The sequence below is a fragment of the Neobacillus niacini genome (assembly GCF_023715785.1).
GTDB classification, from domain to species: Bacteria; Bacillota; Bacilli; order Bacillales; family Cytobacillaceae; genus Neobacillus; species Neobacillus niacini_E.
This window is the reverse complement of sequence record NZ_JAMBOX010000011.1, coordinates 1-25,514: the sequence shown is the minus strand read 5'-3', so window position 1 is coordinate 25,514 and position 25,514 is coordinate 1. Positions and strand designations below refer to the sequence as shown.

General features: G+C 41.9%; 28 protein-coding genes and 2 rRNA genes. 5 read left to right on the top strand and 25 right to left on the bottom strand.

All coding sequences use genetic code 11. From position 1 onward, the window contains the following. Window positions 1–3: 3 nt before the first annotated feature. From hisC to M3234_RS18385, 10 genes are all read right to left on the bottom strand, one after another. The gene (gene hisC, locus M3234_RS18430; protein WP_262306123.1) at window positions 4–1,113 is read right to left on the bottom strand and encodes a histidinol-phosphate transaminase; all 1,110 of its coding nucleotides are present in this window, start codon (window positions 1,111–1,113) and stop codon (window positions 4–6) included. A gap of 15 nt (window positions 1,114–1,128) precedes the next feature. Beyond that, window positions 1,129–1,584, bottom strand: a complete 456-nt coding sequence (locus M3234_RS18425) for a HutP family protein (RefSeq protein ID WP_262306122.1) — start codon at window positions 1,582–1,584, stop codon at window positions 1,129–1,131. Window positions 1,585–1,653: 69 nt separating this feature from the next. Then, entirely contained in the window at window positions 1,654–3,306 is a 1,653-nt protein-coding gene (locus M3234_RS18420; protein ID WP_262306121.1) for a helix-turn-helix domain-containing protein, read from the bottom strand. Between the two features lie 166 nt (window positions 3,307–3,472). Further along, window positions 3,473–4,132, bottom strand: a complete 660-nt coding sequence (locus M3234_RS18415; protein WP_262306120.1) for a hypothetical protein — start codon at window positions 4,130–4,132, stop codon at window positions 3,473–3,475. Between the two features lie 134 nt (window positions 4,133–4,266). Next, window positions 4,267–5,058 (bottom strand): ABC transporter ATP-binding protein, encoded by a 792-nt coding sequence (locus tag M3234_RS18410; RefSeq protein ID WP_262306119.1) that lies wholly within the window; start codon window positions 5,056–5,058, stop codon window positions 4,267–4,269. Between the two features lie 8 nt (window positions 5,059–5,066). Beyond that, complete coding sequence (locus M3234_RS18405) at window positions 5,067–5,939, bottom strand: ABC transporter permease (protein WP_262306118.1); 873 nt, start codon at window positions 5,937–5,939, stop codon at window positions 5,067–5,069. A 17-nt stretch (window positions 5,940–5,956) separates the two neighbouring features. Continuing rightward, window positions 5,957–6,958, bottom strand: a complete 1,002-nt coding sequence (locus M3234_RS18400) for an ABC transporter substrate-binding protein (RefSeq protein WP_262306117.1) — start codon at window positions 6,956–6,958, stop codon at window positions 5,957–5,959. A gap of 363 nt (window positions 6,959–7,321) precedes the next feature. Next, on the bottom strand, window positions 7,322–8,323 hold the full coding sequence (locus M3234_RS18395) for an LLM class flavin-dependent oxidoreductase (RefSeq protein WP_262306116.1): 1,002 nt from the start codon (window positions 8,321–8,323) through the stop codon (window positions 7,322–7,324). Window positions 8,324–8,442: 119 nt separating this feature from the next. Next, window positions 8,443–8,583: a hypothetical protein gene (locus M3234_RS18390; protein ID WP_262306115.1), complete on the bottom strand. Its 141-nt coding sequence runs from the start codon at window positions 8,581–8,583 to the stop codon at window positions 8,443–8,445. Window positions 8,584–8,992: 409 nt separating this feature from the next. Next, window positions 8,993–9,667, bottom strand: coding sequence for a phosphatase PAP2 family protein (locus M3234_RS18385; RefSeq protein WP_262306114.1), 675 nt, complete (start codon window positions 9,665–9,667; stop codon window positions 8,993–8,995). A gap of 143 nt (window positions 9,668–9,810) precedes the next feature. On the opposite strand from M3234_RS18385, the gene M3234_RS18380 reads away from it, so the two are divergent. After that, window positions 9,811–10,518: a hypothetical protein gene (locus tag M3234_RS18380; RefSeq protein WP_262306113.1), complete on the top strand. Its 708-nt coding sequence runs from the start codon at window positions 9,811–9,813 to the stop codon at window positions 10,516–10,518. Between the two features lie 149 nt (window positions 10,519–10,667). Here M3234_RS18380 and M3234_RS18375 read toward each other — a convergent pair whose 3' ends face one another. Continuing rightward, the gene (locus M3234_RS18375; RefSeq protein ID WP_262306112.1) at window positions 10,668–11,642 is read right to left on the bottom strand and encodes an aromatic ring-hydroxylating oxygenase subunit alpha; all 975 of its coding nucleotides are present in this window, start codon (window positions 11,640–11,642) and stop codon (window positions 10,668–10,670) included. Window positions 11,643–11,823: 181 nt separating this feature from the next. Here M3234_RS18375 and M3234_RS18370 point away from each other — a divergent pair, with 181 nt between their 5' ends. Together M3234_RS18370 and M3234_RS18365 are read left to right on the top strand one after the other, a co-directional pair. After that, a complete protein-coding gene (locus M3234_RS18370) occupies window positions 11,824–13,146 on the top strand; it encodes a uracil-xanthine permease family protein (RefSeq protein WP_262306111.1) in 1,323 nt (440 codons plus the stop codon). Between the two features lie 317 nt (window positions 13,147–13,463). Continuing rightward, window positions 13,464–13,652, top strand: coding sequence for a hypothetical protein (locus M3234_RS18365; protein WP_262306110.1), 189 nt, complete (start codon window positions 13,464–13,466; stop codon window positions 13,650–13,652). Between the two features lie 40 nt (window positions 13,653–13,692). Here M3234_RS18365 and M3234_RS18360 read toward each other — a convergent pair whose 3' ends face one another. Then, the gene (locus M3234_RS18360) at window positions 13,693–14,619 is read right to left on the bottom strand and encodes a D-2-hydroxyacid dehydrogenase (RefSeq protein ID WP_262306287.1); all 927 of its coding nucleotides are present in this window, start codon (window positions 14,617–14,619) and stop codon (window positions 13,693–13,695) included. Between the two features lie 130 nt (window positions 14,620–14,749). On the opposite strand from M3234_RS18360, the gene M3234_RS18355 reads away from it, so the two are divergent. Beyond that, window positions 14,750–16,090 (top strand): APC family permease, encoded by a 1,341-nt coding sequence (locus tag M3234_RS18355; protein ID WP_262306109.1) that lies wholly within the window; start codon window positions 14,750–14,752, stop codon window positions 16,088–16,090. A gap of 62 nt (window positions 16,091–16,152) precedes the next feature. Here M3234_RS18355 and M3234_RS18350 read toward each other — a convergent pair whose 3' ends face one another. The 5 genes from M3234_RS18350 to M3234_RS18330 all read right to left on the bottom strand — a co-directional run bounded on the left by M3234_RS18350 (window position 16,153) and on the right by M3234_RS18330 (window position 19,285). Further along, window positions 16,153–16,632, bottom strand: a complete 480-nt coding sequence (locus tag M3234_RS18350) for a GNAT family N-acetyltransferase (protein ID WP_262306108.1) — start codon at window positions 16,630–16,632, stop codon at window positions 16,153–16,155. A 107-nt stretch (window positions 16,633–16,739) separates the two neighbouring features. After that, complete coding sequence (locus M3234_RS18345; RefSeq protein ID WP_262306107.1) at window positions 16,740–17,426, bottom strand: LrgB family protein; 687 nt, start codon at window positions 17,424–17,426, stop codon at window positions 16,740–16,742. After that, the gene (locus M3234_RS18340) at window positions 17,359–17,790 is read right to left on the bottom strand and encodes a CidA/LrgA family protein (RefSeq protein ID WP_262306106.1); all 432 of its coding nucleotides are present in this window, start codon (window positions 17,788–17,790) and stop codon (window positions 17,359–17,361) included. Before M3234_RS18340 ends, M3234_RS18345 begins: the two co-directional genes overlap by 68 nt. Window positions 17,791–17,914: 124 nt before the next feature. Beyond that, complete coding sequence (locus tag M3234_RS18335) at window positions 17,915–18,793, bottom strand: LysR family transcriptional regulator (RefSeq protein WP_262306105.1); 879 nt, start codon at window positions 18,791–18,793, stop codon at window positions 17,915–17,917. Between the two features lie 66 nt (window positions 18,794–18,859). Continuing rightward, window positions 18,860–19,285 (bottom strand): OsmC family protein, encoded by a 426-nt coding sequence (locus M3234_RS18330; RefSeq protein WP_262306104.1) that lies wholly within the window; start codon window positions 19,283–19,285, stop codon window positions 18,860–18,862. Between the two features lie 145 nt (window positions 19,286–19,430). Here M3234_RS18330 and M3234_RS18325 point away from each other — a divergent pair, with 145 nt between their 5' ends. Then, window positions 19,431–19,703 carry a hypothetical protein gene (locus M3234_RS18325; RefSeq protein WP_262306103.1) on the top strand — a complete coding sequence of 91 codons (273 nt, stop codon included), beginning with the start codon at window positions 19,431–19,433 and terminating at the stop codon, window positions 19,701–19,703. Between the two features lie 3 nt (window positions 19,704–19,706). Here M3234_RS18325 and qoxD read toward each other — a convergent pair whose 3' ends face one another. From qoxD to rrf (M3234_RS18285), 8 genes are all read right to left on the bottom strand, one after another. Next, window positions 19,707–19,991 carry a cytochrome aa3 quinol oxidase subunit IV gene (gene qoxD / locus M3234_RS18320; RefSeq protein WP_262306102.1) on the bottom strand — a complete coding sequence of 95 codons (285 nt, stop codon included), beginning with the start codon at window positions 19,989–19,991 and terminating at the stop codon, window positions 19,707–19,709. A gap of 1 nt (window position 19,992) precedes the next feature. Next, the gene (gene qoxC, locus M3234_RS18315) at window positions 19,993–20,589 is read right to left on the bottom strand and encodes a cytochrome aa3 quinol oxidase subunit III (protein ID WP_066318675.1); all 597 of its coding nucleotides are present in this window, start codon (window positions 20,587–20,589) and stop codon (window positions 19,993–19,995) included. Further along, window positions 20,589–22,535 (bottom strand): cytochrome aa3 quinol oxidase subunit I, encoded by a 1,947-nt coding sequence (gene qoxB / locus M3234_RS18310; RefSeq protein WP_262306101.1) that lies wholly within the window; start codon window positions 22,533–22,535, stop codon window positions 20,589–20,591. The genes qoxC and qoxB overlap by 1 nt, the downstream gene beginning before the upstream one ends. A gap of 38 nt (window positions 22,536–22,573) precedes the next feature. Then, window positions 22,574–23,497, bottom strand: coding sequence for a cytochrome aa3 quinol oxidase subunit II (gene qoxA / locus M3234_RS18305; RefSeq protein ID WP_262306100.1), 924 nt, complete (start codon window positions 23,495–23,497; stop codon window positions 22,574–22,576). Window positions 23,498–24,230: 733 nt separating this feature from the next. Then, window positions 24,231–24,347, bottom strand: a 5S ribosomal RNA gene (rrf, locus tag M3234_RS18300). A gap of 106 nt (window positions 24,348–24,453) precedes the next feature. After that, window positions 24,454–24,717 (bottom strand): hypothetical protein, encoded by a 264-nt coding sequence (locus tag M3234_RS18295; RefSeq protein ID WP_262306099.1) that lies wholly within the window; start codon window positions 24,715–24,717, stop codon window positions 24,454–24,456. A gap of 169 nt (window positions 24,718–24,886) precedes the next feature. After that, window positions 24,887–25,144 (bottom strand): DUF1292 domain-containing protein, encoded by a 258-nt coding sequence (locus M3234_RS18290; protein WP_262306098.1) that lies wholly within the window; start codon window positions 25,142–25,144, stop codon window positions 24,887–24,889. A gap of 183 nt (window positions 25,145–25,327) precedes the next feature. Beyond that, window positions 25,328–25,444 (bottom strand): 5S ribosomal RNA (rrf, locus tag M3234_RS18285). Window positions 25,445–25,514 lie beyond the last annotated feature (70 nt).

Genomic DNA, 25,514 nt, shown 5'->3' with positions numbered 1-25,514 from the left:
TACCTATGTGGTGGTTTGCTTTTTTCTTATTTTCTTTAATGCCGAAATAAAACGCTTATTTTGTTCTTCCGTTCCAATAGTAATCCGGGCATGTGAAGGAAGCCCCCAAGCGGTGCATGGGCGAATCAAAATCCCTTCCTGCATTAGGGAATTAGCCATTTCTAAAACATCTCCCCTCATATCAACAAATAAAAAGTTCGTATGGGATTCGGTTACATCAAGGCCGAAAGACTGAAGCTTCTTCGTCAGCTTCCCCTTTTCAACCCTATTTTCTTCTATTATCTTATGCTTATATTTTTCATCATCAAGTGCTGCCAGCGCCCCTGCATGGGCAATCCGGTTTACAGCAAATGGCTCCCGGACGGCACGGATCGGTTCCATCAGCTCTGGACTCGCAGCACAATAGCCCACCCTTGTACCGGCCAGCCCGTACAATTTGGAGAAGGTCCGGACAAAAATAACCGGAAATCCATCCTTTACAAAATTTGGCCCATCATCATAATCCTTTTCTTCGATAAACTCTACATACGCCTCATCAAGCACAACGATAACATGCAGAGGTAATTTCCCCAAAAAGGATTTCAATTTTCCTTCTTTAAGAATAGTACCAGTAGGATTATTGGGATTACAGATAAAAATAAGCTTTGTTTTTTCGGTGATAACCTCAAGGATTTTATCCAAATCATACGTATAGTCATACTGCAAAGGAACTTCTATAGGAGTTCCCCCCATGAGCAAGGTTATCGTTCTATAGGCTGGGAATGTGGGTGTGCAATAGATGACTTCATCTCCAGGGTTAATATAGGCTGTACCGATTAAGGTAATCACATTATCCGCACCGTTTCCAATCAGGAATTGGTCCGGATGGATGTTATGCATGCTTCCGAGTTTTTCGCGAAGCTCTCGGGAGGTCGATTCCGGATATAATTGACTGTCAAATATAGCCTTTTGCATCGCCTCAACGGCTTTTGGTGAAGGTCCAGACGGATTCTCATTGGAGGCTAACCGAATAATTTCTTCTAAACCAAGCTCTCGTCTTACCTCTTCAATCGCCTTACCGGGGATATAGGGTTTTAACTGAGCAACGTTTTTGCGCCATTTTTCATTCGACAAACAAATTCCCCCTTGCTAAATATGGTTAATACTAAAACCAAGCACCTCATGCTCAAACCCTTTTCTCGGGGCACCGATTGTACCGTACATACACACGCATATCCAATCTCCAGCCTCATGAAAGGATAGCGGTCCTCGAACAACAGCAAAGGTCAATCCTACTGTTCTCAAAATCTCTCCTATTTGTGTTGGACCCCTGCATACTCCTTGGCTCGCCTCAATAATCGCATGGTAGAGACTATGAACTTCACGGTATTGCTGCGGGTCAATAATATGATTGTTTTTTGCGGTAGATTCAATTGCCCCGACTATTTTGGCGACATCCATCGCCCCGACTTTACCTACTGCATATCGATAGCCATGATTTAATAGCTCCAAGCCGACTTTTTCAGCCATATCATGGTTCTGAAGAATAGTCAAAAGCGTCGTTAGCTTGCCAATTGAAGTAGGAAGCCCGTTTTTTTGCGCCATACCCAACCTCTTTTCTGCATAGAAGCTATAATCAAAGGGAACGATTGAATACTTTCCTCGTTCCCTTTATTAATTCAGTAGTCCTTCAGTTGTAATACCGGAAGGAACCAAGATGGAATTGCGAAATTCACTTGGTGTCTTTCCTACCATCGATTTAAATACCCTGCTAAAGTAATGGGAATTACTATAGCCAACTTCAAAGGCGATTTGATAGACTGTGTAATTCAAGTCCTTCAGTAATTCTTTGGCCTTTTCAATCCGTAAATACGTAATGTACTCAACAAAGTTCCTGCCTGTCGCATTTTTAAAAATCCGGCTAAAATATGTAGGGCTTAGGTGGACGTAGCTTGCTACTTTTTCCAATGTGATGCCCTCTAAATAATGCCCTTCAATAAATTCCATCGCCTTTTGGATCGATTTAAGAGTATGAGCGTTATGATTGTTTGTAATCAAATCAAGGAAACGATGGGTCAAATCTCGCAGCCATTGTTCTAACTGAGCGATATTTTCAACGTATTGCAGGAAAGATGAATACTCCTGCAATATAGTGTGAACCTCCTTCTGGTTGGCACCGCCGTTGATGGCTGCGCGCCCCAGCATTGTTGAAATTTCCGAAATTTGCATGACTAAGACTTCAGGGTCAACCGTTTTAGATAAGGACAATTTTTGAAATAAGTTCCTCACCGTTTCAGATACAGCTGAAATATCCGCAACCATTAATTTATTAGCTAATAACGATACCTCCAGGTTAGGCAATAACACAAATTCATTGTCAAATCTCTCTGTATCATCTTGATGGATGACTAGATCCTTCCCATGGAAAAACTTATGTTTTAGGGCGTTTTTTGCCTCCTGATAGGAAAAATGGAGATTTCTCACGTCTTCAAAATAATTGCCAATTCCTATCGTAACGGTATACCCTGTTTGTTTATGAATATATTTTTTCGCTTGCTCTGCTAGCTTTATTGCCAGCTGCTTATATCCATCCTGGTTTTGTTGAAATGGCAGTGAGAGCAAAATGGCATACTGGTCGGCTGCCGTTCCCATCGCTAAGCTTTCATGATTTTCATTTTTAAATAATTGCCGCGTCACCGTGATTATTTTATTGCGGACAATATCCTGCCACTGTTTTCCCTTTTCTCTGTTGCTCCAAAAAAATTCATCAATTTGAAAAGCCATCGCCGTATTAGGGACTGTGGTTAAGCCAATTAACTTACTCTGATGCCAAATTTCTCTTGAGCTCATTATATTTCCATAAAGTAGGTTATAGATCAGACTGACTCTTAGAGAAGACATAATATTGTGAGGGTCATCATAGCCTTGCTGGAGTCTCTGATTAGAATGCTGAAGTTCATTTCGCAGTTCATGGAGCAGCCGATAAACCACTTCCTCCTCTAATGGCTTGGTTAGGCAATCAAAGACCCCATTTTTAAAAAGCAATCTCATTTCTTGATTAGAAAAACGGTCTTTTAAAACAATCACCGGCAGAGGAAAATTCTTCTTGGACAATTGTTGGTGAATAATATCCTGACCCCATTTAGTCATATCATCAAGGTCTATAAGAAGAGCTAACGTTTCCGGACTGATTAACGTGTCCTCGGTTAATAAAACATTCTTGTCCCCTTCTTCGATTGACAAACCGAATTTATACTCACTATTTATTTGTTGAAAAAGATTAATCACATTACTATCTATCGTTGTTAGAAGTATTTTATTTTTCATCTCCCACACTCTTTCATTACTCAGTTTTAGAAAGGTAAGTAAGTTTAATCTCTTTCATACAAATTCGATTATTATTAATGATTTCCTGTTTCCTTCAAAGATTAAAAGGAGTCAGACCTGTAAAAAAGCAATGAGTCTGACTCACCTCAGGGGGTCTTATACTTTCTTAAACTTCATTAGGAACAGGGTAAATGGTGTCATAGTAATGAATCATTTCTTCTCGGAGGCGGCGGGCACCCCAAATCGCATTTTCACGTTCCTGGTCACTTACCACATACCTTTGAACAATCATTTCTCCAAGTCTGGCATGAAATTCTTCATCCTTTTTAATAGTTTCATAGCATCTTGCCAAGTCTGGAAGGCCAATTCTCTTACAGTTTTCGATAACAATGTCATGAGTCGTTGTTGTTGAAGTTTCGGAACAGTTCCAAACCGCAACAGCACAGGCACGGTCCTTTGCCAACGCTTCCCAGTGCAGGTTTTCCCAGCCAAGGTGCTCTTTTGGCGGTTCCGTTGGGGCTGTATATCCATGCTTTTCAAGCACACGGCAAATGATTTCATAATGGTGTGCTTCCTCCCACATATGCTTACAAAGAGCGGTTACCGTGGTTCTATCTAATTCTTTCCAGTAATCATTGATCTGCTTACCAAGGAAAAACACATAAGCAATTTCAAGCCATACCCGCTGTTCAATTGCGGTGAAAACTTCCTCATGGGAAAGATCTTCACGCGTCCAAAACTTAAGCGCTTTGTCATGAGCGTATTCCTTAAGCTCCTCTTTAATTGCTTTAAACTCGGTTAAAAATTTTTCTTGTTTAATGGTCATTGAAAAACCCTCCAATAATTTAAAATGTTTAAAAGTTTTCTGATTATTCATAATTATATAATTGCCTTTTCTTTTCTGTAAGTATTCATTTTTATGATATATTGCACTTTTTTAACTATCTGTATAGTAAAATCCTATTTCACTTCCAGCATGGCCTTCAAGCTTTCCTCGCGAATTAACTCCGTCAACTGTTCTTTATAGGCTAGGAAACGTGGTTCTACCTTTATGCTGTAAGGACGCGGATGCTCGAGCTCAATTGGAATATCCGCTTTAATTTTTCCAGGACGGGAAGTCATCACAACCACTCGATTTGCAAGATAAATAGATTCCTCCACATCATGTGTGATAAAAAGAATTGTCTTGTGAGATTTCTCCCAAATCTCCAGCAGCAGCTCCTGCATAAGTGTCCGAGTTTGATTATCCAGCGCTCCAAACGGTTCATCGAGCAGCAGAATTTCCGGATCATTGGCAAGCGCCCTAGCAATCGCCACCCGTTGCTGCATCCCTCCTGATAGCTGCCTCGGATAGTGTCTTTCAAAACCCTTTAACTGAACTAATTCAATGTAATTGCTTACTATTTCGTTACGCTCCTCCGTACTCAATTCTTTATGTTTTAGCCCAAATTGAATATTTTCCTCAACCGTAAGCCATGGAAATAAGGAATAGGCTTGAAAAACCATGCCTCGGTTGGAAGATGGTCCGTGAACCTCCTGTTCATCCAGAAAAACCTGGCCCGTGGTCTGCTCTTCAAGACCAGCTACAATCCTTAGCAGTGTCGATTTTCCGCAGCCTGACGGACCAAGAATGGTAATGAATTCATTGGGTAAGATGGTTAGATTGGTATTGTCAAGGGCCAGTACATTGCTCCCTTTATTCCCAGAAAATACTTTCGTTACATTCTTTATTTGTAGTTTTGAATTCACCATTACTTTCATCACCTTCCATAATGCCATGGGAATGCTTTTCGGATGCCTATTTTTAAAATTAAATCAGACAGTAAACCAAGTACTCCAATGGTGACGATCCCAAAAATAATATTCCCAGTATTCAGCATTCGCTGGGATTCCAAAATTAAACTTCCAATCCCAGAAGCTGACGCAACAAGCTCCGCTACAATGATATACGACCATGCCCAGCCAAGGATTAATCGAATAGTTTCCATTATTCCTGGCATAGAGGCAGGAAGAATGACGGAACGAACGACATCAAATTTAGATCTGCCAAGCGTGTATGCAGCCTCTAGCAGCTCACGCCGAACATTCCCAACTTCTACTGAAACCATCAACACTAACGAGAAAAACGTACCAACAAAGATAATCGTAATTTTCTCAAGCTCTCCTACACCAATCCATAAGATGAAAAGAGGTATAAATGCGGATGCCGGCATGTAACGGATCGCAGAAATAATAGGTTCAAAAAAGGCTTCAACCACTTTAAATGTCCCCATAAAGACCCCTAGAGGCAAACCAATCAGGACAGCAATTAGAAAGCCTGCAAGAACCCGGTAAATGGTAATCCAAATATCACTAATAAATCCTTGTTCCATAAATAAGGCAGCACCCGACTTGATGATTTTAGTAGGTGTTGGCAGAAAAAGCGGGTCTACCATTCCGCTATAGGTTATTAATGACCAGATGGCAAATAATAGAACAATACTAACTACGCTGATTCCGACATATAATTTGCGCGGTATCTCCGCCTGAGGCAGTAGCCATTTTCTGCTTTTCCTAGACCCATTTCGTTCCGATTGATATGGAATAATGGGTGGCTGACTGACTATTTCTTCGCTTTTCGCCACTTTTTCCATAGAAGCAATCTCCCCCTTTATTGAACGAATGAGTAATCAATCAGTTCATCAATTTTTGGCTCATTCTGAATTAATTTATGTTCCTTCCAAAATTCAGCACCCAGCTTTGACAGTTTGTACAATTCCCCCGGCTGCTCCTTTGTTCCAAATAGTTTCTGATTTCCTTCCTGATCATAAAGACGAATGCCTTTTAATGCTTCTTCCAGTTCAGCAGGAGACTGTCCCATGGCTTTCCCCATAATTTCTAATGCTTCTTGCTTATTGGTTTTAAAGAAATCCACTGCTTCAAACCAGGATTTAACTAATGCTTTTACCGCTTTTGGGTTACCCTTTACGAAATCCTGACGCATGGCAATCGTACTGGTAATGACTCCCGGAGAGACATCGCTTGTCATGAGAACGCTTCCAAATTCAGTGTCCTTGGCCTTCGTTAGCCACGGCTCCCATGTAACGGCGGCATCGACTTTATTTGCTACGAATGCAGCTCCGGCATCCCCAGCTGTCATGTTTTGAGCTTCAATTTCTTTAAAATCAATTCCCTCCTGCTTCAACAAATATAAAAACCAGAAGAAACTTGCTCCTCCGTCAGTTTGAACGGCCACACGCTTACCTTTAAGATCTTTTATGCTCTTAATTTCCTTTTTTGCGACAATTCCATCTCCGCCGTGGGACTCATCCAGAGCTACCACCTGAACAACATCGACATTACTTGCAGCAGAAACAACATGTGTATCCACGGTCGAAGCAAACCCTTGAATCCGATTAGCAGCCAAAGCTGTCCGACGGTCCGTATTACTTTCCATTTTCATCAGATTGACATCCACGCCATTCTTTTTAAAGAACCCTTTTTCTTGAGCAATCCAAAGTGGTCCGTACCCAACCCATGTAGCGACACCAAGTGATATAGTAGAGCTCTCCTTTTTCTGTCCATCCTTTTGATCATTAGAGCTGGTTTGACCGGAACATCCTGTCAAGGCCAGTAATACAAGTACGAGTGCAAATATCCCAATTTTTCTCATTGTTTTTCCCCCTAAATTCTTTTTTACGGAACTTTTTCATTAGGATCACGGTGCACACTGAACAAATATACTTTCATTTCTTGTAGAGACTTTTAGTTTTCACCTCCCTTTGTTTTGTTTGTAGAGATTTACTCGTTTTTGAAAATTCATAATATTTAAACACCTAATACTATTTATACAATATCTTTTTTAAAAAAAAGGCCGTTTTTATATATAGGTAAAAAATTTATACAAGAAAACAAATATTTTTACTATCACCAAATTGTTAACCTGAAAACTGGTTGGAAGATTTCTCTGACGAACAATTAAGAAAAAAAAGCGAGTATGGGATTTTAGAAATCCCATACTCGATCTTTTGTTGTCTTAATTACTATCAACGATTTCTTTCAAAATCTCATACGAACGTTTTTGTTTTTCCGGCTCAAAAATATAGGTTACAGCCATAATCTCGTCAACATTGTATTTTTCCTGGAAGCTTGCCAACTGGTGCCGTATCGTTTCCTTGCTTCCTAACAGCGTCACACTCGTCATGGAGCTGGCCATTTCCTTTTCCATTGGATTCCAAATAGAATCCATATTTTCAACCGGCGGCCGCAGCGGCATCCTTGACCCACGGACCACGTTCAAGAAAAATTGCTGCATCGTGGTCGACTGGAATCTTGCCTCCTCATCCGTCTCTGCTGCAATGATATTTAAACAAACCATCATATATGGCTTATCGAGGTACTCGGACGGCTGGAACCGGTTGCGGTAAATTGAAATCGCCTCTTCCATGTATCTTGGTGCAAAATGAGAAGCAAATACATAAGGCAGTCCCAAGCTTGCGGCTAAATAGGCGGAATCGGTGGAAGAGCCGAGAATATAAATCGGAACCTCCGTGCTGACTCCAGGATAGGCCCTAACATATCCTTGTTCTTCTTCAGGACCAAAATAGGTCAGCAAGGCCTGGACATCTTCCGGGAAGGTAAATACCGAATCATTTTTGGATCTTCTTAACGCACTTGCAGTTTGCATATCTGTGCCTGGTGCGCGCCCCAGCCCCAATTCCACACGTCCAGGGTAAATGGTCGCCATCGTTCCGAATTGTTCGGCCACCACAAGCGGTGAATGGTTGGGAAGCATAATTCCGCCGGAACCGACCAATATGGTGGTCGTATGTTCCAATGTATGTTTGATTAGAATGGCTGTTGCGGAGCTGACAAGTGTCGGTGTGTTATGATGCTCGGCAATCCAATAGCGTTTATAGCCCATTTTTTCCACTGCTTGAGCGAGGTCGATCATTGCATCAATGGCTTGTTTCGGGCCTTGTCCTTCGCGGATGGGGGCCAGATTTAATACTGATAATGGTATATGAATGTTTGACATAACAATTTTTCCTTTCTAAAAAGTTACATCTCTATAGTACCTTTGTGAACCCAGGAAAGAAACTTTAATGCTTGCCGCCAGAATAAACGAAAGGCTGCCACAACGACAGCCTTTGACCGCTATTTTTTATTAAGCTGCTGCTTGATTGCCACATTTTTTGGCCGGTCAGGGTATGTAGCTTTACCGTCATCCGGTCCAGTCAGGTTGTTTCTTTGGTCAAGGACTTTACCTGTAAACTCAATAGGATTTTTTTCTGTCAATGTTTTCACTCCTAGGGATAGAATCCTTTTTATTGTAGCCCTATTTGTCATACTTATTAGAAATAACCCCTTCTTTTTTACCGTTGACCCCTTCTGCCCCTACTTCACGGGTAAAATAATGCCTTCTTTTTTACCGTTGACCCCTCCCGCCTCTTCCTCACGGGCAAAATAACCCCTTCTTTTTTACCGTTGACCCCTCCTGCCTCTTCCTTACGGGTAAAATAACCCCTTCTTTTTTACCGTTGACCCCTTCTGCCCCTACTTCACGGGTAAAATAATGCCTTCTTTTTTACCGTTGACCCCTCCCGCCTCTTCCTCACGGGTAAAATAACCCCTTCTCCCTCTGCCTCTCTCTAAAGTCCCACAAAAAATAGGCATACAAAAAGCCGGCACATAGTACCGACCTTCCCTAGCCTTCATTCCGCCCAAGCTCCCTTGCCTCAAGCCGTGGCTGCCTTTCCTTATACCATTGGAAGAACCAAATGGCGGCTGTCAGCCAAAACCCGCTTGCGAAGTATCCACCGATGATGTCACTCGGATAATGGACCCCCAAATAAATGCGGCTCACTCCAATCATTACAATCATAAAACCACTAAACAGAATCAGCACACTGCGCCCAAGCCGAGTAGGAATATGTCGCCACAACAGGAAGGCCAAAATGGCATATACTGAAAAAGCATTCATCGCGTGACCGCTTGGGAAACTGTAGCCGCCAATTTCTATCAGTCGATGAAAATCAGGCCGGGCGCGGTGAAAAAAAGCTTTTAAATAGTGGTTCAAGATTGGCGTACCGGTCACCACGGCAATCAACAACATTAATTCTGAACGATGGTGCAACACGTTATAAAGAAAAAAGATTATCAACAGGCAGATGACAACCACAACCTTCGTTGAACCGATCCATGTAAATAACTCCATTACTGATGTTAACCAAGGAGACTCCAAGCCTTGGACAGTTGCTATGATTGCCTTATCAAATCGGACAACTTTATCGGCACTCACAAGAGCGGCCATCGAAGCAAATGCCGTTAACGAAATAAGACTAACAAAAAAAGCACGAGTTAATTGATATTTTAAGTTCATCCGCGATTACCTCATTTTTTAGACAAGCTTTTAACTAATTATTATAAACAAAGCACAAAAAACTTCCAACCCGATGACTACCGAGTTCAACAAGACAAATATCTCCCACAAGCTGCTCAACAAAAAGAGGAAGTTTTTTATAAATGAAGAATATATTTAAAGAATATTATTCGCAAGTTACTTGTCAGGAGGAACCCAAAGTCATGATTCGAAATCATTTTAGTGCTTTATCGCTATTCATTTCTGGCATATTGTTTGTCCTCTATCCAGCAATTCGTCCCTTCTCTGATGAATCATCACTGGAAGGCGCTGCTGCTTTTGCATCAACTGAATGGCTTATTGCCCATATTTGTGCCATCATAGCATTTACATTATTACCATTAGGGATACTTGGCCTCCATATCTTAATGAAGGGTACTGTTTTGAAATCACTGACTCATTCATCTTTAGTATTATGTATTTTGGGCATTGGTTTTACATTACCATTTTATGGAGGGGAAACATACGGCCTCCACGCTATAGGGTTAGAGGCCGTATCTCAACATAATACGGAATTAGTTACTATGGCAAATGTGGTACGTTCGGGTCCGGGGCTTATTTTATTCATAATCGGTCTTCTCCTTCTTGCCGCTTCTTCCATTATAGTTGCGATCACAATTTGGAAATCGGGAACGCACCAAAAATGGAGCGGTATCCCCTTTGCTTTAGGAATTTCACTCTTTCTCCCACAGTTCTTTGCCGGGCAGCCGTTGCGAGTAGCCCATGGATTTCTTGTATTCCTTGGCTGTGTACTCATTTCGTTTTACCTACGGAGGCAATTTGTCCTAAATCAGGCAAAGGAAAATCAGTGAACCACTTTATCACCCAACAAGGGTATATGGTCAATGTATAAAATAACAAACGCTCACAGCTTTTTATGCTGTGAGCGTTTGTTGTCTAATATGCGATGTTCTGATTTTGGCATTTTGAATCTAATCCAGTGTCTAAAGCCATTATATGACTATGCAGTCCCGAGCAAAACACCTATTTCTTTTAAATATTGACGATACGCTATACTCATCCGGTCACAAACAAGAGATAGCTCCACCTGTAGATCAAGCGGCAGCTCCTCGGGCTTCTGGTTCTCAACGACCGGCTTATCCTGGGCAAAAATCATATCCTGGAATGCGACAATTTCTTCATCGGACAATCCCGGGTCATAACTATAAGTAAGAATCCCATAGGCAATCGATTTATTTTCATCAACCGGACGAATCGTTAATAAAATCGTCAGCGTTTGATCCGTTTCTTTGTCTATTTTAGTAAACAACACCGTGAATGGACGCAGAATTTCATACGTATAATAAACATATTTTGGAACCCCCGTACCATCCGGATCTGGTTGAAAAATCGCAATTTCATCGGTATAAATCCGGTCATCCTCCCAATGAACGCGATAATCAAGAATCTCTCGGTGGCTATCGGTTCCTAAATATCCCTCGTGCACCACCGCCAAATGGCCGACATCCAAGAAGTTTTCAACAATACGAGGTGGTTTCGCTTGAACCTCCTGCGGTCCCCAAATGACATTGCGATACCCTTCCGTCTCAAATTGTTTATAGGAAAATAATTCCGGCTGGTTATTACCAAGATTGATCCAGATAAATCCGTACTTTTCCATACATGCATACTTTATTGCTTTTGCCTTCTTGGGAATCGATCGGCCTTCCGGCAATTGCGGAATCGCTACACAGTCCCCGTCCGTATTAAATTCCCAAGCATGATAGGGACAAACGAGGCAGTCATTTTTTACTTCCCCTAATGAAAGAGCAGCCCCTCGGTGAATGCATAAATCCTTGAAAGCATGTACCCCTTCACTAGTCCGGAATACAGCAATCCTTTCTCCCATTAACATGATTTGAATCGGCTTTTCCCCTACATCACTTGAACGGCAAGCGACTAACCAATCTTCTTGCAATACCTTATCCTCTAACAATTTAGAACCCCCTGTCGTTTGACTCCCTTTTATTGTATTAGCACCTAATCAATCGGTCAAGTAAAATACGAATACAAAATATTTTTTTAAAATAAATGTTCGTGTTTAGGTTGCAAAACTATTCAACTTTACATTATAATCCTAATGTAATTGTTTTAAATACGAACAAGGGGAGATTTTGTTGGAAAAACAGAATAATATTATTGTCGGGGTCGACGATAAAGTCAGTTTTGGAAAAGCCCTTATTTTGGGGATGCAGCATGTATTAGCAATGGATTTATATATTGCGCCAATTATTATTGCGGGATTACTTTCCCTAAGTACGGAGAACACATCCTTTTTTATTCAGATGTGTTTTCTCGCCACAGGCATTGCCACGTTGATACAGACTGGAACTGGCATCAAGCTTCCCGTGGTTCAGGGCCCTTCATATGTACCAATCGGAGCGATTGCAGCAATCGGGGGTAAACTTGGTTTGGGAGCAATTGCCGGAAGCTTAATCCCAGGCGCGATTCTGATTGCCATTCTTGGCTATCCATTTAAATTATTTGCAAAAGCGGTAAGAAAATTTATTCCTCCACTCGTCGGCGGAACGGTCATTATCATCGTGGGAATTTCTTTAATGCCAGTTGGGATGAATAGTATTTATCATGCGGAAGGAAAAATCGGAGATAACATTCTGATTGCCGCCATTTCGGCCGGGGTTCTTGTTCTATGCATGCTTTTAGGCCGAAAAATGCACGGTGTCGGCACCTTCTTCCGCCTGGTATCGGTATTATTGGCTATTGCCGTTGGGACCATTGCGGCGAGTTTGTTTGGTCAGGTTGATTTTACCCCGATAAAGGAAGCGGCATGGTTTTCACTCCCTTCTCTCTTTCCTTTTGGAAAACCAGTCTTTGATATTAGTGCCATTATTACCGTAGCATTTGTTTATTTTATTATTTTAATTGAGACAACAGGCACTTGGTTCGTCGTTTCCACTGTTACCGGGAAGGAATTGGATGAACAACGCCTAAACCGTGCCTCATTCGGCGAAGGGCTTGGCTGCTTTGTCGGTGCCTTGTTCGGCAGTACACCAATGACAGGTTATTCTTCAAACGCTGGCTTATTGGCGATTACCGGTGTTGCAAGCAGAGTGGTAGTGATGGTTGCCGGCGGAATCTTAATTTGTCTTGGTCTTATTCCGAAGCTTTCGACCGCGATTACGTGTATACCGGAACCAGTGATCAATGGAATCTTTGGGATTGTCTGTGTAGCCATCGTTACGAATGGCATGAAGGTTATTCAACCCATTATTATTAACGACCGTAATATGATGATTATCGGAATTCCGATTCTGTTAACCATTGCTGTTACAATTCTGCCGAAAGAAGCATTAGCCGGCACGCCGGACTGGGTTAGTTACATCCTGTCTTCGAGCATGACAGTTGGCGCGTTGGCGACACTCCTGTTAAACTTCATTATTCCAGAAGAAAAGAAAGCAAAAGAAGTTTCAACAACTTAAATAACTGCATAATTTTCATACAAAGGTACCAGCCATCGGCTGGTACCTTTTAAATTGCAGACGAAAGCCATTCGGATTTAACGAGATATTTACATTTATTTAGTTATGAGATAAGTCTATATAAAATAAATATAATTAAACGTTTTATCCACTGATTTCGATTAGACACCGCCCATACAAAGCTATATACCTCCTATAAAACTATAATAATAAGGGTGCAAACAGACCATGCTGTTATGTATTACCTCTTCATCGTCATCTTAAAAACTCCTTTCCCCGTTGGCATCTTTTCGTTTTGATAGGAGGTTTGTCTTAATATGGAAACCATCATGTATTTATGGGCTGGTCTCGGTGAAGTGGCCTCTCCATCCAATCTATTGATTGTGCTCTTGGGTTCATTGCTTGGCACTTTAGTCGGTGTTCTTACAACCGATTTTGCCAAAAGTGTAAAAAATGAAAAAGACAGATTTACCAAATTGGCCGAAGAGGCAGGGATAAGGAAATAAAAATCAAGAAAGGTACCGGGCTGGTACCTTTTTCATTGAATTAATACCCTTTATTCCGGTCAACTACGTTACCGAGCGGCGTCCCCTCTTCAATCTTTCTCAATGTGTCCAAAAAACAGGCGGCACCCTCTTCAGGTGTGGTTACCGCAGAAATATGTGGGGTGATCACTACACCAGAATGGTTCCACAACGGATGCGCTGATGGCAGCGGTTCCTCCGTAAACACATCCAGGACTGCAAATCGGAGTTGTTTCCTGTTCAATGCTGAAAGCAATGCACCCTCATTGACCGACGCCCCTCTGCCGACATTGATAAATCCTGCACCATTAACCTGTTCAAAGACCTTCTCATCGAAAAAACCAGCCGTTTGTTCGGTCAACGGCATTGTATTAATCAGGTAATCTACTTCACTTAGCTTGCCAAAATGAGAGTCAACGGTCAGGACCTCTTTAAAATATTCCTTCGGTTTCCCGCTTAACGAAACACCGTAAACCTCCACACCGAATTGCGATAAAGACTTCGCCGTCGCTTGTCCAATCTCCCCGGTTCCATAAATGATCACCTTTTGCTCAGCCAGCATTTTCGGGGTCATCGGCCGCCATTTTTTTTCATACTGTCTTGCTTGAAATTCGTCGTGAAATTGTACGTCTTTCAATATGTAGCTTAAGCAATACTCAGCGATTCTTTGGCCAAAAGAGCAAACGGTTCTGGTTAACAAAACATTTTCAGGCCATGGCTTTTGATATAAAAACCTGTCCACACCGGCACCAAGCGAATGTACCCATTTCACATGACTGAAATCCAAGTCACCTTTCAAATTAAACGCCGCCAGTGCATCGGCCCAGCGAATATCGGACTCCGACAGTTCTTCTTCCGGTAAAAACCGAAACTTGTTTGGCAAGTTCTCTTTGTCAATGAGCAATCTTAATTGTTTGTACATCGGGCTAATTACCAAAATATGATCCATTTGCAACAATCTCACCTCCTCCCCATTATAAACGAAAATCACGCAAAAAATTTATTTAAAAAATATCTTCACATCGCATAATAATTCTTTTAAAATAATATTCATGCATTATGAGAGGGGAATGATAGAATTGGAGTCTTCACAAGTAACATTAAAGCGCACACTGGGGGTAGCGCCTGTCGTATTTTTGGGGCTGGCGTATATGTCACCATTTGCGGTATTCGATACATTTGGAGTTGTTTCAGCTGAAACGCACGGTCATGTACCTGCTTCCTACATATTAATTACCATCGCGATTTTATTCACTGCCCTTAGCTATGGAAAAATGGTCAAACTTTATCCTGATGCCGGGTCGGCTTATACTTATACTAAAAAAACCATGGGGTCAAAACTCGGTTTTCTTGTCGGTTGGTCGGCTTTGCTCGATTATTTATTTTTGCCGATGATTAATGCCGTGTTAGCAGGAATTTATTTGTCTGCCAGCTTCCCTGCAGTACCATCTTGGGTTTGGGTTGTCGGGTTGATTGTCATCATCACAGTGATGAATATCGCCGGAATTAAGATCACTGTTTCCGCAAATACTTTGTTCGTCCTGTTTCAACTGCTTGTAGCTATTATTTTTGTTATTTTAACGATCCGAGCAATTATTTCGGGTGACGGCGGAACTGGCTTTGGCTTGAATCCGTTTTTCTCCGAAGAAATCAGCATGAATCTACTTTTCTCCGGGGCCGCTATCCTTGCTTTAGCGTTTCTTGGGTTTGATGCAGTCACTACTCTATCCGAGGAAACGATTCAACCGGAGAAAAATATCCCAAAGGCCATCTTTTGGATTGCCTTGATAGGCGGAGCCTTTTTTATCACAGTCACTTATTTTATGCAGGTCCTATATCCCGATGTTTCGATTTTTCAAGATATTGAAGGCGCGTCACCAGAGATTGCGATTCATATTGGCGGGCTTTTGTTCCAATCCGTTTTTACAAGCGGTGCGTTAATATCGGTCCTGGCCTCCGGACTTGCCGCCCAGACAAGCGCCTCAAGACTGCTATTTGCGATGGGCCGCGACGGCGTTATACCGAATAAATGGTTCGGTAAAGTCCATCCAAAATTACAAACTCCTGTGTTTAATATTATTTTTATTGGTGTTTTGTCCTTGAGTGCTTTATTTCTTGACCTTGTCACTGCAACATCGCTGATCAATTTCGGAGCCTTTACCGCGTTTTCGTTCGTCAATCTGTCTGTTATTGTATATTATTTTAAAAATAAACAGTCCATGAAGGGTGCAAGCTATACACGATACGTGCTATTCCCGCTAATTGGGCTGGCCTTCCTCATCTATCTTTGGTTCAGTCTTGATGCAATGGCCCTCGGGTTCGGACTTGCCTGGTTTGCGATTGGTCTTGTATACTTGACCTGGCTGACAAAAGGCTTTAAAGTAAAACCGCCGGAATATGAATTTGTCGAAAATATATAAAAAAGAATGGCAAGCTGGTTGATCCAGTTTGCCATTCTATATATCTTTTATAGGAATTTTTCCTAAGAAACAGCATATTCCTTAAATCCCAACCGCTCATAAAGCTTCTTGGCATTGTTGTTCCAAGAATATGCGTGCAGTTTTATTCTATGAATCTCCTCATTTTTGAACCAATCTATCAGGCTGTCAATTAGCTTCTTCCCAATTCCATGCCCTCTTGCTTCGTTTAGGACAAACAATTCATCAAACAGCCCCATTTTGCCCGTTCCGTTATCCGCCGTTCCATCCTGATCGAATACCCGTCCCAATGCGTAACCAACGGCTTGACCATTTAAAAATGCCAGCAAAATATGTACCCGATGATCCCGCTCGTCAAAGGTTTCAGCAGCCTTTTTCGTGATGGCATTCAAAACCGTTTCATAGTCATCATAGGTAACCTCTTCAGGATGGTTACTTCTATTAAACTTGCTAAGCCCCTGGACAAAATAAAGAAAGGTTTCCCGGTCTGTATCTTCAGCTTTGCGAATCACAACTTCCATCATTCATTCCCTCTTCCTGGTAACTTTTTCTATCATCATTATACCGAAAATGGAATGAATCACCCATAGGAATAATATAACGCTCAGAGATTCTTCCCCCGAGCGTTATATTAATGTATATTAATTAAGGCAGGAATGAGCAATGCACCCCAAAGCAAGGTAATCCATGCGGCAAAAATCATGCCCAACGATGAAAACGTCGCTTCCTTTTCCCCATATTCCAGCGCTTTATTAGTCCCGCAGCCGTGGGCGCCCATTCCTAGAGCTAACCCTTTTGCAATAGGTGTTTGAATCGACAGCCATTTGATTACGCTTGGGCCGACAACTCCCCCAATCACCCCGGTAATAATGACGAACACCGTCGTCAATGCAGGCAGGCCGCCAATTTCCTTCGATACCTCGATCGCAATCGGCGTTGTAATTGACCTTGGCATGATGGAAGTAATAAACTCCACGTTTAAGTGAAATAATTTTGACAAGGCAAAGGTTGAAAAAATCGCCACCAGTGTACCGGAAGTGATGCTAATGATGATTGTTGACATGTATTTTTTCACAACCGGCAGGTTTTTATAAATCGGCACGGCAAACGCAACAGTTGCCGGTCCAAGCATGTGTGTCAGCCATTTGGACGCATCGAGATACTCATCTGCCGTAATATGGAGCACAGAGATGAATCCGATTAACAAAATAGGCGCTAGGAGCAACGGATGAAACAATGGATAGTTCCATTTACCGCCAATTCGTTTTGCCAACCGATACATCAAGTACGTTACGACGGTTACGGTTACCATCATCATGCCGCCCACCTCTTTTCTTCCCGATTATTTTTTCAGCAATCCATGCTGTCATGCCCATCACAAGGATTGTACTAATTCCTATTAAGAAAACGATCTCCGCCCCTTGAAAGCTGAGAATTTCGTCGTAATTCACAATCCCTACTGCTGAAGGGATAAAAAACAACAGCAATTCTGCCATCAGCCAATTGGCACCTTTTTCTACCCATTCCAATTTGACCATTTTTAAACAGATGGCCAAAAACAATATCGCCAAGCCAAACATGGAGGCAGGGATCGGCAGTGGAATAATGGCTTTAGCGGCTGCACCCAAAAATAAAAAGAGATGAATCAATAATACCTGGAGAATAATTACACCGAATTTCATCCTTCCACCCCTCCTGATTCACAAAAAGGAGCACATGTACTCCTTAAATGTTCGATAGGAATATCGTACGACGAAATCATTCATTCGTAAAATACATATTTAGAATTATTTTCATAACCAAAAGTTATAATGGGTCCTGCAAAATAAATTCAATAAAGGTTCTCGCGGCATTGGAAATATAACGGTCTTTCTTCGTGAGGACAGCAAGATTCCAGAGGATGGTCGGTTTTAAGTCCAATACCATAGTGTCCTTATTAAACACCCGGTTGCAAATTGACTGCGGCAGGATCGTAATCCCGAGATTGGCTGCTACCATTTCCGACATTAAGTCCCATTGGGAGCTCTTAAACAAGATTTTCGGCTCAATACCAAATGCCCGAAAATGATTCATCAAGATTTGATTGAGAGAAAATTCTTCATGATAAAAAACAAATTCCTCCCGTTTTAAATCTCTGACATTCACTTCTCCTTTGCCTGCAAGGCGATGATCTTTGTAAACGAGCAGTTTCATTTCCTCCTCCACAATCGGATAGACATGAAATGGCTCCTCATCGATTGGCAGAACAGTGACACCAAGTTCCACTTCCCCCTCCTCCACGCTTTTGACCACCCTTGCCCCGCCATATTCGGCAATGTTCAGTTCTATATTGGGATAGGTCTGGTGAAACTTCGCCATTACCCTTGGGAAAAATAAACTGCCGATAAACGGCGGCAGCCCTATATTAAGTTGCCCCCTCGTCAAGTTGGTCATATCATTTAATGTTGTTTTCATTTCCTCCATCAAGGCGGTCATTTTTTGAGCATATTCCAGGACAACTTTTCCTCCGTCGGTCAGGTCGCTTGTTTTGTTGCTCCGAATAATCAAGGTCATCCCAAGTTCCTCCTCAAGAGCCATAATGGACTTACTCAACGCCGGCTGGGAAAGATGCAAATGCTCGGCCGCCCTGGTAATGCTTTTATGCTTGGCAACTTCCATGAACATCTGTAATTGTCTTAATTCCATATATAACACTCCTATCCTTTAAGGGCAGGAGGACAACCATGTACAGGTTGTCCTATGCACCCTTGGCTACAAATGGTTTTTCCCCTCCACGCCATTAATGGAATAACTCACGGTGATATTTGCATTTAAGGAATGTGACACTGAACAATATTTATCCTTTGATAACTGAATCGCCCGGATTACCTTATCCTCAGGCAGGTCTCCTTCCAAGCTATAATGAATATGAATCGCGGTAAAGCGCTTTGGATGTTCATCAGCACGTTGTCCCTTGACTTGCATTTGAAAGGACTTTGGTTCCAAGCGCATTTTTTGTAAAATCGAAATGATATCAATTCCTGTACAGCCTGCAACGGCATTTAACAGCAGTTCCGTTGGCCTTGCACCGGAGTTTTCCCCTCCGATTTCTTCTGCTGCATCCATTTTGATTTCATGTCCGGATGGCGTTGCTCCTGAAAAAGCCATTTTGCCAGTCCATTTGATTGTTGTTTCCATGTTATCATCTACCCCTTTCCTTTTTATTTTGTCATAATTAAACAATTTCAACAATTAAATATCAGTTGTCAAGAGAAACACAAAAAAGAGTTTGACAATTTTGTGAACAAACATAAATAATATAAAGTAAGGGGGAATGTTGAAAATGAAGAAAAATACAAACATCTTACATGCAGCAAGATTAATTGGAGGTTCCATACTAACTATCGGACTGTTGATTCTTTCTTACAGTTTATTCGTAAGCGGTTCCAGTACGATGACCGGCATTGGCATTGGAACTGCCATCGGAGCGGTTTTTATTTTTCTGATGGGAATATTTTTTGTGGCCACAGAGGAAATGCTGGAAAAATCTTATAAGGGTATTCCGCTAACCCCAATCCAAGCAAAAAAGGAACGCCCGTTACGACGCTCCTTTTAATAATTAGTTATAACCCCAAATCATTGTAAGCAATGTGCCAAAAATCGTGACCAATGCAATTGCTACACCATAATAAACATTGGTATAAATCGCGCCCTTATCCTTCGTTTCACCGGCGTGCATAAACACGACCAGCTGGACAGCCGCCTGAATAAATGCAGTCACCACCAGGATAGTCATGCCCATGGCAAACGACATATTTAAAAAGTAGACGGCAAGGGCAACAACGGTCAGCATGAGGGAAAAGACAAAGCCCATGATTTGTTTCATTGGAAATAATTCTTTCATCTTACATCATTCCTTTCAGGTAGACGAAGCTGAAAATGAAAATCCAAACGACGTCTAAGAAATGCCAGTACAGCGAGAAAATGAATGATTTATTGGCTGTCTCCGGAGTCAACCCGCGTTTTTTCACCTGGAGGAGAATAAACAGACCCCAGAACAAACCAAACGTAACGTGCAAACCGTGCGTTCCCAATGTGGTAAGGAGAATGGCTGTAAATGCACTTGTTTGCAGCCCAGCTCCAATATGAACATAGTGAACAAATTCGTAAATTTCTACACCCAGGAAGGCAAGGCCGAGCAATAAGGTGATAGCAAAGAACGACAGCATCGCTTTTTTGCGGCCAAGCCTCATGGCGTGAATTCCAAGCCCAATCGTAAAACTGCTGGTTAACAACACTAGAGTTTCAATCAAGACCGGTGTAATTTCAAAAATCTCTGCTCCTGACGGTCCGCTTCCGACACGGTCAACCAATGTAAAATAGGAAGCAAACAACGTTCCGAACAGCATGATTTCGGCTCCAAGGAAAATCCAAAACCCCAAGATTTTCAATTGGCCTTCTTCAGTACGATATTCAAGCGGAAGCGAGTGATCTAGTTTCATTATTTCGCACCTCGCAATTTTGTTTCAGTTTCCTCAATTTTTCTCACAGAAATATAACGTCCATGATCAATCTCCACCGAACGGTGAGCCATGCAAGCAAAGATTCCAATGGTAGCAATAATGGCCACTGCCCACATGCTGAAAATCATTGCAAAGCCCCAAACAAAGAAGATTGAACTCATGATAAACGGCACACCGCTGTTATTTGGCATATGAATTTTTTCATAATCTCCCTGGAACAGGATGTGACGCTTTTTCTTGGCATCCCAAAGTGCTTCGGCCGATTTGACATGCGGCACGATGGCAAAGTTATATTCAGGTACCGGGCTATGTGTTGCCCACTCAAGTGTTCTTGCGTTCCATGGATCCGCTCCGATGTCTCTAGATGCATAACGAACACTATAGTAAACGTTATACACGATAATCGCAAAACCAACGGCGAGACCAATTGCCCCCACGAAGGAAATCATGTTCAGCGGTCCAAACCCGGTTGATGCCGAATAGGTGTACATCCGGCGCGCTTGGCCGTCCAGTCCGGAGAAGAACATTGGCATGAATGCGACGAGCGTGCTGATGCCGATGACCCATGCAGCAAGCTTCCCAAGACGCTCATTTAACATGAAACCGAACATTTTCGGCCACCAGTAGGTAAGACCGGCAAGCATCGCGAACACGACCCCAGGAATGATCACCATATGGAAGTGAGCGACCAGGAACATCGTATTGTGGTACTGATAGTCAGCTGCCGACATCCCGAGCATAACTCCAGTTACACCACCAATGGTAAACAGCGGAATAAATAGTAACGCATATAGCATTGGTGTCGTAATTTCAATTTTTCCTTTATATAGCGTAAACAGCCAGTTAAAAATCTTAATTCCTGTCGGTACGGCAATCGCCATCGTTGTAATCGAGAAGATACTGTTTGTTAATGCTCCTTGCCCCATGGTGAAGAAATGGTGTACCCAAACAAGGAAGGACATAAATGATATCAGCACCATCGAAACAACCATTGATTTATAGCCGTAAAGATTCCGGCGAGCAAACGTCGAGATGACTTCGCTGTAAATCCCGAATGCCGGCAATATCAAGATGTATACCTCCGGGTGTCCCCAAACCCAGAACAGGTTTGCCCAAAGCATATCCATACCGCCATTATTCGTTGTAAAAAAGTGGGTGCCGAACAGGCGGTCCATTGTTCCCATTGCCAACGCCACGGTTAATACCGGGAACGCGAAAACAATAATAGCATTTGTGATTAATGCTGACCAGGTAAACATCGGCATTTTCATAAGCGTCATGCCCGGCGCTCTCATTTTGAAAATCGTTGTGATAAAGTTGATCCCTGTCATTAACGTGCCGAGCCCGGCAATCTGAATCGCGATCATATAGTAGTTAGAACCGACTGATGTGCTGAACTCATTGCCTGCGAGCGGGAAATACGATGTCCAGCCGGCATCCGGCGAACCGCCGACCACGAATGAAATATTAAATAGCATTGCGCCCATGAAGAACAACCAGAAGCTCAGGGCATTTAACCTCGGGAATGCGACATCGCGGGCCCCGATTTGCAGTGGTACGACAAAGTTCATTAATGCCATGATGAACGGCATCGCCATGAAGATGATCATGACCACTCCATGTGTTGTAAACACTTCGTTGTAGTGCTGGGCGTCAAGCAGCTTATTGTCCGGAACGGCTAGCTGCGCCCGCATCATCAAAGCATCTACACCGCCCCTGAACAACATGAGTAAAGCCGAGATTAGATACATAATCCCAATTCGTTTATGATCGACGGTCGTTAACCATTCGCGCCAGAGATAGCCCCATTTTTTAAAATAGGTAAGACCGGCGATAATCGCTACTATGGTTAGCGCGATGGCTACCATCGAAGCGTAAATTGGCGCACTTGGATGTGGGATTGCAAAACGTTCAAAGAATTCCATCCTATTCTGGCTCCTTTCGGATGTTTTATTTAAAAATATTAATGGTGTTCATGCTCTGTTTTTGAATCAGTTTCGTTCGGTTGATGCTGCTCCATATTTTTGTCTCCACCGTTGGAACCATGATTGTGTCCCCCGTTTTCCCCTTCAGGCGGCGGCATGAATCCCAGGTGTGTTCCTGTATAAGTGGACTGGCCAAGATGGCCCGGTTCCAATAACTCGGTGAATTTTTCTTCGGTAAGCGGCTTGGCCGTATCCTTTACTTCGTCTACCCATTCATCGAATTCTTTTTGCGGCATCGCTTTTACATTGAATGTATTTTCTGCGAAGCCTTTGCCGCTAAAGTTGGCATTCCGCCCCATATATTCCCCTGGAACATCGGCGGCCAAGTGCAGCGTGTTCACCATATCTGCCATCGCATATTTTTGCCCGGCAAGCTGGGGAATCCAGAAGCTAGTGATTGGTCCGTAGGAATATAATTTAAATTCAACCGGTCGATCGGTTGGAATATACACATAGTTGACGGTTTCGATTTTTTCCTCCGGATAGCTGAAATGCCATTTCCAATTGGAACTAGCGGCATAAATAACTAACGGTTCCTTATTTCCGTATCCATTTGGTGCTGCTTCCACAGCATAGTTGGATTTAACCGACATAAAGGAAAGGAATGCTACGATAATAATCGGAATCCCGACACAAATCGTTTCAACCCATACATTCCCTTCAATATGCGGTGGTTCGTAATCTTTGTTTTGCTTGGAGGCACGATATTTGAATAACATAATCGCGAGTATGGTAAACACGGCAATTACAATAAATGACATGATGATAATTGATGTCTTAATGTCATTCGCTTGAACCTGTGCCTGTGGTCCTTTGGGATCCAAAACCAGCAACGGCTCACATCCTGTAAGCACTGTGAAAATAGTAAAAATCAAAGACAATAAAACTCCTATTCGTTTCAAGGCGATACCCCTTTCTTTTGGTTTATAACAAAAGTTACGATTATTGTTTTTTGTAAGTGATGTAAATCACACTTCGCATTACTATCTTATAATCATTTTTATTAAAAAAACATTGAAATGTGAAATGTGTCACAAAAAGTTCATAATCTCCCGTTAACGAACAATTTCAGATGCTTTTGATTGGATTTTTTATATTAGATGGACTATTATGAGGGAATTGCTTCGTTTTAATATGGGGGTATTTTCCAAAAATGGACCTGAATTAATTGTGTAACTGAGTGATTGGTAGGATGGATTTTAAAAAAAGATTGGACTGGCTATAGGTGCACAAATTGGCGTAGGTGAGAGGAAAATTGAGTGGTTTTTTGCTTCAATATCGCCGATTGGCGTAGTCGGTGAGGGAAAATTTAAGGTTTACTGCACAAATAGGCTCTATTGGCGTAGTCGGAGGGTAAAAATCGGCGCTTTACTGCTCCAATAGGATTTATTGACGTAGTTTTGGGGTGAAATTTCGGTGTTCTTTTTACAAAATGGACTCTAAGAAAATTATATCTGCGGTGTTTCTCCATATATCTGCGATAATTTTGGATATATCTGCGATCATTTGATTTTATCTGCGTTAAATTCAATATATCCGCGATTATTCCAATATATCTGCGATGCCCCATTTTTAAAGGCAATTACCCTTTATAAACACAAAAAAGACAACCATATTTCAGGTTGTCTTCCCCTTGCCCGGCAGCGTCCTACTCTCACAGGGGCTTTCACCCCAACTACTATCGGCACTGAGAAGCTTAACTCCGGTGTTCGGGATGTGAACGGGTGGGACAGCCTCGCAATTGCCGCCGGACTATTTATTTTAAAGGGTTCATTCCTTGACAAAAGGCATTTTATTTAATTATATATAGCACCACTATTTAACCTGCTATTTGCACTTCAAAATCATATTGCAAATTTCAATGAAACATTGATCTAACTTTTTCCAAGTCCTCAATTAATTGGTCAACTTCATTTGGTGATAAAGGGACAAGCAGTTGATCATAAAGAGAAATAATTTGGCCATCTTCCTCATGTTGATGTTTTTTTAAATATTCATGTATATGATTAACCTGATTTTCTTTCAGAATCGATTCAGTCTCGAACCTTTTTACCCTTTGCAAGGAAAATTCATTCAAGGTAGAATCATATTCGCCCGCAATAATACTTCCTTCCAAAAACATTTACTCACTCCCTAATTTACAGATAGCTTAGTTTGTCCCAGAGCAATCAAAATCATATCCTTTGATCGTATTGGAATTAAATATGGCACCTCATGAAACATACGAACTAAACTCCAAATTTGTTAGTCAAATTTGACAATCTGGGGTGAGTTCAACTATTAAGGGGATATTATACCTTTTCAGCCGGTGCATTTTCAACCGCAATTTGATAAGCAGCCAAAATAGCTTCGCTCTCCTCGGGGTTAGAAATACCAACCAAATATTGATTTCCTTCTTCGCCTTCAATTTTCATGACGAGCGTCTCATCATCCGCTTTTAGCAGGGCATAGGATTCCTCTTCCATATCAAACAATGCCTCAACAGCATATTGTTTTTGATTCCCGTCTTCATCTTCAATTGTTATATAATCTCTTGGTTCATTATTCATTTAGTTGCCTCCCCTTCTTGTAAACTTATTCCTACCTATATACTATTCCCTAACCGATATAAGAAATATGAATTTACACGAACTAGGTTGAAGCAAATATGTATTTATTATGATAATTAACTGTTTCAGGATATATTTAAAAATTAAAAAAGACAACCTGCAAATACAGATTGTCTTTTTTATGCCCGGCAACGTCCTACTCTCACAGGGGCTTTCGCCCCAACTACCATCGGCGCTGAGAATCTTAACTTCCGTGTTCGGGATGGGAACGGGTGTGACCATCTCGCCATTGTTACCGAGCCTACTACACTGAACTATCTTCCCTGCTGGCTTGCGACGAGCTGAACAACAGCTTCCTCGAATAAGCTTT

Coding starts and splice junctions, on each gene's coding strand:
- M3234_RS18425 (WP_262306122.1), bottom strand. CDS start 1,584: ATGGCGCAAAAAAACGGGCTTCCTACTTCAATTGGCAAGCTAACGACG.
- M3234_RS18420 (WP_262306121.1), bottom strand. CDS start 3,306: ATGAAAAATAAAATACTTCTAACAACGATAGATAGTAATGTGATTAAT.
- M3234_RS18415 (WP_262306120.1), bottom strand. CDS start 4,132: ATGACCATTAAACAAGAAAAATTTTTAACCGAGTTTAAAGCAATTAAA.
- M3234_RS18410 (WP_262306119.1), bottom strand. CDS start 5,058: ATGGTGAATTCAAAACTACAAATAAAGAATGTAACGAAAGTATTTTCT.
- M3234_RS18405 (WP_262306118.1), bottom strand. CDS start 5,939: ATGGAAAAAGTGGCGAAAAGCGAAGAAATAGTCAGTCAGCCACCCATT.
- M3234_RS18400 (WP_262306117.1), bottom strand. CDS start 6,958: ATGAGAAAAATTGGGATATTTGCACTCGTACTTGTATTACTGGCCTTG.
- M3234_RS18395 (WP_262306116.1), bottom strand. CDS start 8,323: ATGTCAAACATTCATATACCATTATCAGTATTAAATCTGGCCCCCATC.
- M3234_RS18385 (WP_262306114.1), bottom strand. CDS start 9,667: ATGAACTTAAAATATCAATTAACTCGTGCTTTTTTTGTTAGTCTTATT.
- M3234_RS18380 (WP_262306113.1), top strand. CDS start 9,811: ATGAAGAATATATTTAAAGAATATTATTCGCAAGTTACTTGTCAGGAG.
- M3234_RS18365 (WP_262306110.1), top strand. CDS start 13,464: ATGGAAACCATCATGTATTTATGGGCTGGTCTCGGTGAAGTGGCCTCT.
- M3234_RS18360 (WP_262306287.1), bottom strand. CDS start 14,619: ATGGATCATATTTTGGTAATTAGCCCGATGTACAAACAATTAAGATTG.
- M3234_RS18350 (WP_262306108.1), bottom strand. CDS start 16,632: ATGATGGAAGTTGTGATTCGCAAAGCTGAAGATACAGACCGGGAAACC.
- M3234_RS18345 (WP_262306107.1), bottom strand. CDS start 17,426: ATGATGATGGTAACCGTAACCGTCGTAACGTACTTGATGTATCGGTTG.
- M3234_RS18340 (WP_262306106.1), bottom strand. CDS start 17,790: ATGAAATTCGGTGTAATTATTCTCCAGGTATTATTGATTCATCTCTTT.
- M3234_RS18335 (WP_262306105.1), bottom strand. CDS start 18,793: ATGGAATTAAGACAATTACAGATGTTCATGGAAGTTGCCAAGCATAAA.
- M3234_RS18330 (WP_262306104.1), bottom strand. CDS start 19,285: ATGGAAACAACAATCAAATGGACTGGCAAAATGGCTTTTTCAGGAGCA.
- M3234_RS18325 (WP_262306103.1), top strand. CDS start 19,431: ATGAAGAAAAATACAAACATCTTACATGCAGCAAGATTAATTGGAGGT.
- qoxD (WP_262306102.1), bottom strand. CDS start 19,991: ATGAAAGAATTATTTCCAATGAAACAAATCATGGGCTTTGTCTTTTCC.
- qoxC (WP_066318675.1), bottom strand. CDS start 20,589: ATGAAACTAGATCACTCGCTTCCGCTTGAATATCGTACTGAAGAAGGC.
- qoxB (WP_262306101.1), bottom strand. CDS start 22,535: ATGGAATTCTTTGAACGTTTTGCAATCCCACATCCAAGTGCGCCAATT.
- M3234_RS18295 (WP_262306099.1), bottom strand. CDS start 24,717: ATGTTTTTGGAAGGAAGTATTATTGCGGGCGAATATGATTCTACCTTG.
- M3234_RS18290 (WP_262306098.1), bottom strand. CDS start 25,144: ATGAATAATGAACCAAGAGATTATATAACAATTGAAGATGAAGACGGG.